This is a genomic window from Sphingomonas sp. PSPC2-2 (assembly GCF_049897725.1).
Classification (GTDB): domain Bacteria; phylum Pseudomonadota; class Alphaproteobacteria; order Sphingomonadales; family Sphingomonadaceae; genus Sphingomonas.
The window spans coordinates 1-7434 of sequence record NZ_JAFCWU010000026.1 but is presented as its reverse complement, the minus strand read 5'-3'; the positions used below and the strand labels follow the sequence as shown (position 1 = coordinate 7434).

6 protein-coding genes and 1 pseudogene are annotated in these 7434 nt (G+C 63.3%); 3 read left to right on the top strand and 4 right to left on the bottom strand.

The features are described 5' to 3' along the window. Window positions 1-35: 35 nt before the first annotated feature. A complete protein-coding gene (locus tag ACP7BY_RS20875) occupies window positions 36-266 on the bottom strand; it encodes a recombinase family protein (protein ID WP_426288355.1) in 231 nt (76 codons plus the stop codon). A 614-nt stretch (window positions 267-880) separates the two neighbouring features. Between ACP7BY_RS20875 and ACP7BY_RS20870 the strand changes: the two genes are divergently transcribed. Further along, on the top strand, window positions 881-1669 hold the full coding sequence (locus ACP7BY_RS20870) for a helix-turn-helix domain-containing protein (RefSeq protein ID WP_137903268.1): 789 nt from the start codon (window positions 881-883) through the stop codon (window positions 1667-1669). A gap of 313 nt (window positions 1670-1982) precedes the next feature. Continuing rightward, complete coding sequence (locus tag ACP7BY_RS20865) at window positions 1983-3383, top strand: exopolysaccharide biosynthesis polyprenyl glycosylphosphotransferase (protein ID WP_171010606.1); 1401 nt, start codon at window positions 1983-1985, stop codon at window positions 3381-3383. A gap of 75 nt (window positions 3384-3458) precedes the next feature. On the opposite strand, the gene ACP7BY_RS20860 is transcribed toward ACP7BY_RS20865, so the two are convergent. The 3 genes from ACP7BY_RS20860 to ACP7BY_RS20850 all read right to left on the bottom strand — a co-directional run bounded on the left by ACP7BY_RS20860 (window position 3459) and on the right by ACP7BY_RS20850 (window position 7005). Then, window positions 3459-3737 carry a hypothetical protein gene (locus ACP7BY_RS20860; protein ID WP_033963982.1) on the bottom strand — a complete coding sequence of 93 codons (279 nt, stop codon included), beginning with the start codon at window positions 3735-3737 and terminating at the stop codon, window positions 3459-3461. 7 nt (window positions 3738-3744) lie between these two features. After that, window positions 3745-3948, bottom strand: coding sequence for a transposase (locus tag ACP7BY_RS20855; protein WP_426288356.1), 204 nt, complete (start codon window positions 3946-3948; stop codon window positions 3745-3747). A gap of 87 nt (window positions 3949-4035) precedes the next feature. Then, window positions 4036-7005, bottom strand: coding sequence for a Tn3 family transposase (locus tag ACP7BY_RS20850; protein WP_033963983.1), 2970 nt, complete (start codon window positions 7003-7005; stop codon window positions 4036-4038). Between the two features lie 129 nt (window positions 7006-7134). On the opposite strand from ACP7BY_RS20850, the pseudogene ACP7BY_RS20845 reads away from it, so the two are divergent. After that, window positions 7135-7326 (top strand): annotated as a pseudogene (locus tag ACP7BY_RS20845) (recombinase family protein); the annotation flags it as partial. Window positions 7327-7434: the final 108 nt, after the last annotated feature.

Here is a 7434-nt window from a genome sequence, read left to right as displayed (position 1 = left end):
TGGGCCCTCGGCGCTGACGGAGGCCATGGGCATGCTCAACCACCATTTCGCAGCAGCCGCCTGATCGGCGCAGAGCGACAGCCTACCTCTGACTGCCGCCAATCTTTGCAACAGAGCCGCTCGGCCAGCCCCGGCCGATCCATGCTCTTGCCCGACATCACGTCAGTGTACACTCGGATCGCGCCAGCCTGTTCGAGCCGCAGCCGCTGCCCGGTGACATCCTGATCTCCGGTACTGACGCGGGCATATCCCAAAATACCGGTCATCGATCATGTCTCCCAAACGGTCGTTCTGTGGACGAACGCGCCGGTCCATCGCCAATGTCGCGAAAACCGTCCACAAACTACGTCTCTTTATCCCGCCCCGTCCAGGAACGACAAGTCCGTTTTCGGGACGATCACAAAGGGGGGAGGGTACCGTCGAAAGCGTGCGCCCAAAATCGGGCAAGCGCCAAGTCGGACCACCCCGCACACACCGTTTCCGCATTATGGCTTTTCCGCGTGAAAGCACGAATCTTCACGAGGTTTGCCGGGTCAAAGCACGATTCAGCCAGCTTGGCCGCAATCACGCGGCGGCCGATAACCCCCAATGCGGTTCTTCCAGCTGTCGTCCGCTCGATCGGTTTGCGCGACCGGGAAGAACTGCCCAATCGCCGGGAGCGACGATTGGTCACCATAAGGGGGGTTCCATGACTGGATAAAGGAAACCCGGCTCGAAGGCCGGGCATCCCGATAGGCTCTACTCTAACACCCGTCGCCAAACGGGCATCATCGCTCAGAACGATTCGTTAGATATCCTATCCAGACTTTCGTCGCAAGGATGCGCGCTTCGCGCCACGCTCTTCCTTTGCCCGCATGGCCTCCATCAAAAGGGCTATACGATGGCGACGATGACGGTTGGAGCAGCCTCGCTCCAGGCGCTGGGTGGGTTTTGTCTGCGCCGCCCGGCACAATCGGGCGCACCGCAACCGCGCGGCAGCCGGATCCTGCGCGGCAGCGTGGAGGCCGGCACCTTCGAAAAGAGCTTTTTCACGCCTCCTGCGCCCGGAGAAACCGACCGTATCCTGCGCGCCGCGCGCAAGGCGCTGGACGCGGGGCGCCGCTTGCGGCGCGATGCCCGCGCCGACGGGCGCCAGCTCACGCCGGTGGAACGCGGGCTCGCCTCGCTCACCAATGCGGCGGTGCGCGTGCTGGAGGAATTGCTGACGCTGGCGCGGCTCAACCGCGGCCAGGTGTTCCCGACCTATGATTATCTGGCCCAAGCGACCAGCCTCGGCCGCGTGACCGTCGCCCGCGCGCTGCATGTGCTTGACGATGTCGGCTTCATCGTGCGCCAGCGCCGCTTCAAGCGGGTGGCAGGGCAGGGGCCTGGCCCGCGCTATGAGCAGACATCGAATGTCTACCGCACCTTCCTGCCGCAGGCGGTGCTCGCCTATCTGCCGCGCTGGATGCGGCCGGCCCCCGTACCGGTCGATGAAATCCAGCGGCAGGCGGAGCGCATCGAGGAGCATCAGGCGATGCTGTCGCGGCTCGGCTGCCGCGATCTCGCGCTGGAGGTGGCAGGGGGCGCGCTGGGGCAGGCGCTGGCGAAACTGGGAGCAGCGATTGATCGCCGCGAGCGTGAGTTTCAAAATGGTTCGGAAACACTCTTGAAATTATCCATTTCATGATATTGGCTGCTTGCGGATGGGCAGATATATTGCAGTTCATCCTCGAACAGCACCAACCTATCTAGGAAGCCCTAACCACAATGGTGCCGGAAACGTACATCAAGGGCATCTCGACCCGGTCAATCGACGATCTGGTCAAAACGGCCGCTGATCCGGCACCGCACAACGCGGATCACACTTGGCAACCGGAATCCACGACCAAGCTGTTTAATTTGAATCGGTCAGCCATATAGCCGAGCAACAAAGCGGTTCCCCATCGTTAGCAAAAAGCCTAAGCGACACCTTTCGGTTTACAAGCGAGGAGGTCGGGTCAGTGAACTTGGAGCTTGGTAAACTTGGGGACTTCAACAGCGAACCTCCCACATTGTCAGGGACCTGGCGAAAACCCCAGAGCACCATCCGCGTGCAATTCATCACGGGCCTAATCGCAATCGACACGGTCTGCATTGCCGCCAGTTTTAAGCTCGCTTTTCAGTTGTTAGCCTTTCGCACTGAACAGAATCAGTGGCTGTACGATCTCGCAGCGATCGTGCCGATCTACTACGTCATCGCGGCCAATCAGGGCGCGTTCAGCCCCAGCCAGACCGGCACGACTCGCGCTGCCGTACGCCTTGGTGCCCAATCGTTCATGATGACGATCGGGGCGGTCGCACTGGTCGCCTTTTCGGTCAAGGTAAGCGACACCTTCTCACGCGTGATGCTTGCAACCGGCTCCGTTTTCAGCTTCGTATCGCTCTCGTTCGCGCGCTATGCCTTCGTCTCGTACACACGCAATGTGCTCGGCATCCGTCCGTACAACACAGTGCTATTGACCGATACCGAACAGAACATCCCTTACGGCGACTATTCCGTTCTAGTCATGACGCCAGACCATTTCGACCCCGACAAACACGATCCTGACATGTACGACCGGCTGGCCCAGTCGCTTGGCCATGCGGATCGGGTGATCGTTTCCTGCCTGCCTGAGCGGCGCGAACGCTGGGCGCATGCGCTGAAGGGAGCTAACATCCAGAGCGAGATATTCGCGCCGGAACTCCTTGGAATTGCACCGCTCGGCCTGTCCTGGCAAGATGATGTTCCGACCATCGTGGTTGCGAAGGGACCGCTGCCGCTGTCGGCCCGCGTGGTCAAGCGCACGTTCGATCTCTGCGCCACGCTGCTGGCACTGCCCCTGTTGATGCCGCTGATGCTGGTCGTCGCTGCATTGATCAAGCTCGACTCGCCCGGCCCGGTATTCTTCAAACAAACCCGCATCGGGCGCGGAAACAAAAAATTTGCGGTGATGAAGTTCCGCAGTATGACGGTCGAACAAAGCGACGCGACCGGCCACACCTCCACCAAGCGCGACGACAACCGCATCACCCGTATCGGTCGTATCCTGCGCAAGACCAGCATCGACGAACTACCACAATTGTTCAACGTGTTGAAGGGCGACATGAGCATCGTCGGGCCGCGCCCACACGCACTCGGGTCACGCGCTGCCGATAAATTATTCTGGGAAGTCGACGAACGCTATTGGTACCGCCACGCTGCCAAGCCGGGCCTCACCGGCTTGGCGCAAGTACGCGGCTATCGCGGCGCAACCGTGTTCGAGGATGACCTGACCAACCGTTTGCAGGCCGATCTCGAATATCTTGACCATTGGTCCATCCTGAAAGACATGTGGATCATACTGCTGACGACGCGGGTCATCTTCCACCGGAATGCGTTTTAAAAGTCCGGCCAGGCACCGTCGCGCAAGTTGGACATCCGCAAAAGTCGACTGATTTGCATGGTAACCGTCCGATTGTTACCGCGGTATTCGGTCCTTGAAGCGCAAGGCGAGTTCAGGGTCATCGACGAAAGCGTCAAGGAAGTCGCGCCAGGTTTTGGTCGTGAGATGAGCATCTCTGAGCATGTCCGTGAGCGCTTCGACGCCGTGATCGGTTAGCGCGGTGATGGCCTCGTCGGGACCGGTGTAGACGCTGATGATGGCACCGTAGGTCAGATTGTCGTGGTTCGAGACGATGGCTTCCAGCAGTGCCACGTCCTCATAATCGAGGGTGCGGACGTATGTGACCGCGGCCATCAGGCTGCTAGGCGGCGTGGACAAATTTGAGCCAGTATCTGGTGGCGGCGAGATGAACCATCCCGAGGAAGCTGTTGGCCAGTTGATCGTATCGGGTGGCGATGGCGCGGTTGATCTTGAGCGGTCCAAACATGCGCTCGATGCGATTGCGCTGCTTGTAGAGTGCCCGATTGTGCTCGATTTTCAGGCGGCGGTTTGACCGGCCAGGAATGACGGCCTCGATAGTCCGTTCGGCGAGGTCGGCGCGGATAACATCGGCGTCGTAGGGGACCGGTGAGAGGATGTTCGAAAACGCACGCTAAGCATCCCGACCGTTCTGATGAAGGCGGAGAGGCCTGAACCGTTCGCGGGGTTTGTCCATCTCGCTCCACAGATAGTCGCCGGTGAGGCCGATGTGCTCCCATCCCAGCGGCGCGACATGGGCGAGTAGTTCGTCGGGCACCTCGACACCGCTGGCGCGCAGATGCCGGACCGCGCGGTCGAGATAGACCGTGTTCCAGAGGGTGACGGCCGCGGTGAGAAGGGTCAGCCCGGAGGCACGATGGCGCTGGTTCTCGAATGTGCGGTCGCGCAATTCGCCGAGGCGGTTGAAAAAGATGGCGCGGGCGAGCGCATTGCGGGCTTCACCCTTGTTGAGGATGCTGCCGGTGCGACGCCGCTGTTCGGGATTGTTGAACCAGTCGAGCATGAACAGGGTGCGCTCGATCCGCCCGAGCTCGCGCAATGCGCGAGCGACCGGGTTTTGACGCGGAAAACCTGCCAGCTTGCGCAGCATGACCGACGCGCTGACGGTGCCCGCCCGGATCGAGGCGGCGAGCCGCAGCGTCTCGTCCCAATCCGCCTCGATCGCGCGGACGTTGACCGGGCGGGCTACGAGCGGGCGCAGTGTGGGCCAGGGGTCGAGCGACGACAGGCTGTAGAGCCGGCGCTCGTTGAGGTCACGGATACGCGGTGCGAAGCGGAAGCCGAGCAGGTGGCATAGGCCGAAAACGTGATCGACCGCCCCGGCGGTGTCGGTGGCATGTTCGCGGATTACCAGCTCGCTCTCATGGTCGAGCAGGCCATCGAGGACGTGCGCGGCCTCGCCGGCATTGGCTGCAATGACCTTGGTGTGGAACGGCGTGAAGCGGTCGGTGACGTGGGTGTAGAACAGCACGCCGGGATCGGTGCCGTAGCGGGCATTGCGATCGGCGCGACCCTCGCCCTGACCGCCGGCGCGGAAGAACTGTCCATCCGACGACGACGTGTCGCCCGGTCCCCAGACCTGGGCGAGAGGATGCGCGGTATGGCAGTCAACGATCGCCGCCAGCGCCGACAGATAGGTTTCGTCGCGCACATGCCATTCTGCGGTCCAGCGGAGGCGGGGCAGCGTCAGCCCGCGCGAGCTTTCGGCCATGCGCCCGAGGCCGAGATTGGTCGCATCGGCGAGTATCGCGCCCATCAGCGCGGATTGATCGGAGGCCGGCTCACCGCTGCGAGCATGGACGAAGCGGTCGGCGAACCCTGACCAGGCGGCGACCTCGACCAGAAGGTCAGTGATCCGCACACGCGGCAGCATCGCGTAGAGACGGGCCTTCAGTGCCTCGGCATCGTCCGACGGGGATCGCCGGATCGGCGAGATCAGCAACTGCCCGCGCTCGATCGTCACATCGACCAATTCGCCCGTCGCCGCTGCCCGTTCCACCTCGGTCATGCGCCGGGTCAGCAGGGTACGACGTTCCTCATACCATTCGGCAAAACCGGACGGCACGGCCAGGCGCAGGTTGCCATCGGCGCGCATCGTGTCGAACGCAGGGGTCGGCAGCAGGTAATCGTCGAGCGTGCGATAGGCGCGACTGCCGTCCACCCAGATGCTGCCGGAGCCGAGCCGTTCGCGCAGATGGACGATCACTGCGATCTCGTAGGCGCGGCGGTCGATCGTACCTTCGGTCGGTTGGACCACCTTGCGCCAGCGCGGCTTGATGAAGCTGGTCGGCAGTCGCTTCGGCAGGACCGAGCGGCCGTCGCGGTACATCGTTCGCAGCGCCTCGATCGCGCCGAGCAGCGGGTCGCCCGACCTTGCGGTGCGGAAGGTGAAGGCGGCGAGGAAGGCCGGTGCGAACCGGCGGACCGCAGGGTAACGCTCGACCACCTCCTCCAACCCATCGTCGGCCGAGCGGGTGAGACCCTCGGCGAAGCGGATGCTGCGTTCGAACTGGTCCCAGCCCATGCGTTCGTCGATGGCGCGGAACGCATCGCGACCGGTCGCGCGGGCATCGACCAGCAGGCGACCGAGCCGCGCATGGAAGCGGGCGGTGTCCTTCAGCATCCGTGCCTGCCCGAGCAGCCGGTCGGATCGGGTGCGGTCGGCGCGGCGGAACAGCGCTCCCACCATCTTCTCGACCATGACCAGGGCGGCGTCGGTCAGCGCCGCCTCCATCTCGATCATGGAGGCGACCAGCATGGCAAGCCGGCGCGGACGTTCGAGGCGGCGAAAGTGCTGCGCGGTGATGATGCCGGCGGTCCGTGCGATGACGGCGTAGCGAGCGGCATGGATACGCCGCGCCCGATCGGCTGTGATCCCGATGCCGCGCACCGCGTCGAGCCGTTCGATGATCCCCTTCAGGTTTGCGGCCGATGGGGCTTCCGGCCATTCGCGTATCCAACCAAGGCGGGTCCGGCCATTGTCGTCGGATGCGATCAGGCGTTCTAGCGCCGCTTCCTGATCGGCCGAGCAGTCGCGGATCAGTCCGGTATGCGCGGCCTTGCGTGCCTGCGCCCGCACGATGAGGGCGAGACGTTCCAGCGTCGATGCCGCAGGCAGCACGATCCGGTCGAGCCGCAAGCGATCGACCATGCCGGCGACGATTGCCTCGCCCCGATCGGTCGAAGTGGCGATCTCCGATCCCAGCGCCAGCATCGATCGCACGTCAGTTCGGTCGAAGGCGCGCACACCGAGATACGCTTCGATCTCCGCGCGATGCTCGCGCAGCGTAGTCGCACGAGCAGAATAATCGGCGAAGTCGTCGGTTCGGCAACCGATCTGGTCGGCGAGCAGCGACAGCATGGCGGCAGGCACCGCCTCACCCGGCAGCAGCGCACGCCCCGGATGGCGCAGGTAGCAGAGCTGCACCGCGTAGCCGAGCCGGTTCGGTCCGCGCCGGCGCCGCGACACCTGTCCGAGGTCTTCGGGGCCGAGCGTATAGAGCCGTTCGATCGTAGCTCGGTCGGCAGGCGGATCGAAGATCGCGCTGCGCTGCGCGGGCGACAATATGGTCCTGGACGGCATCGGCTTCCTGTTCGTCACGCAACAGGGAAGCGGCCCTGTTCACGGAGCGTAGACCACAATACGGGTTATGTGACATTATGGCGATCGATCGACGGGCAATGCCGCTCCGTCACGCAGACGGACGTATATGTGACAACACTCATCGGCTACGCGCGGGTCTCGAAAGCCGACGGCAGCCAGCTCCACGACTTGCAGCGCGATGCCCTGCTGGTGGCTGGCGTCGATCCCGACCACATCTATCAGGATACGGCTTCAGGCCGCCGCGATGATCGTCCCGGGCTTGCGGCCGGTCTCAAGGCGCTGCGCTCTGGGGCTCTGTTGCAAAAATCGTGAAGCTTGAGCATGCTTGGCGGAGATTGGACGGACGGAACGATGACGGATTTCAAGTGGCGCCATTTCCAGGGTGATGTGATCCTGTGGGCGGTGCGC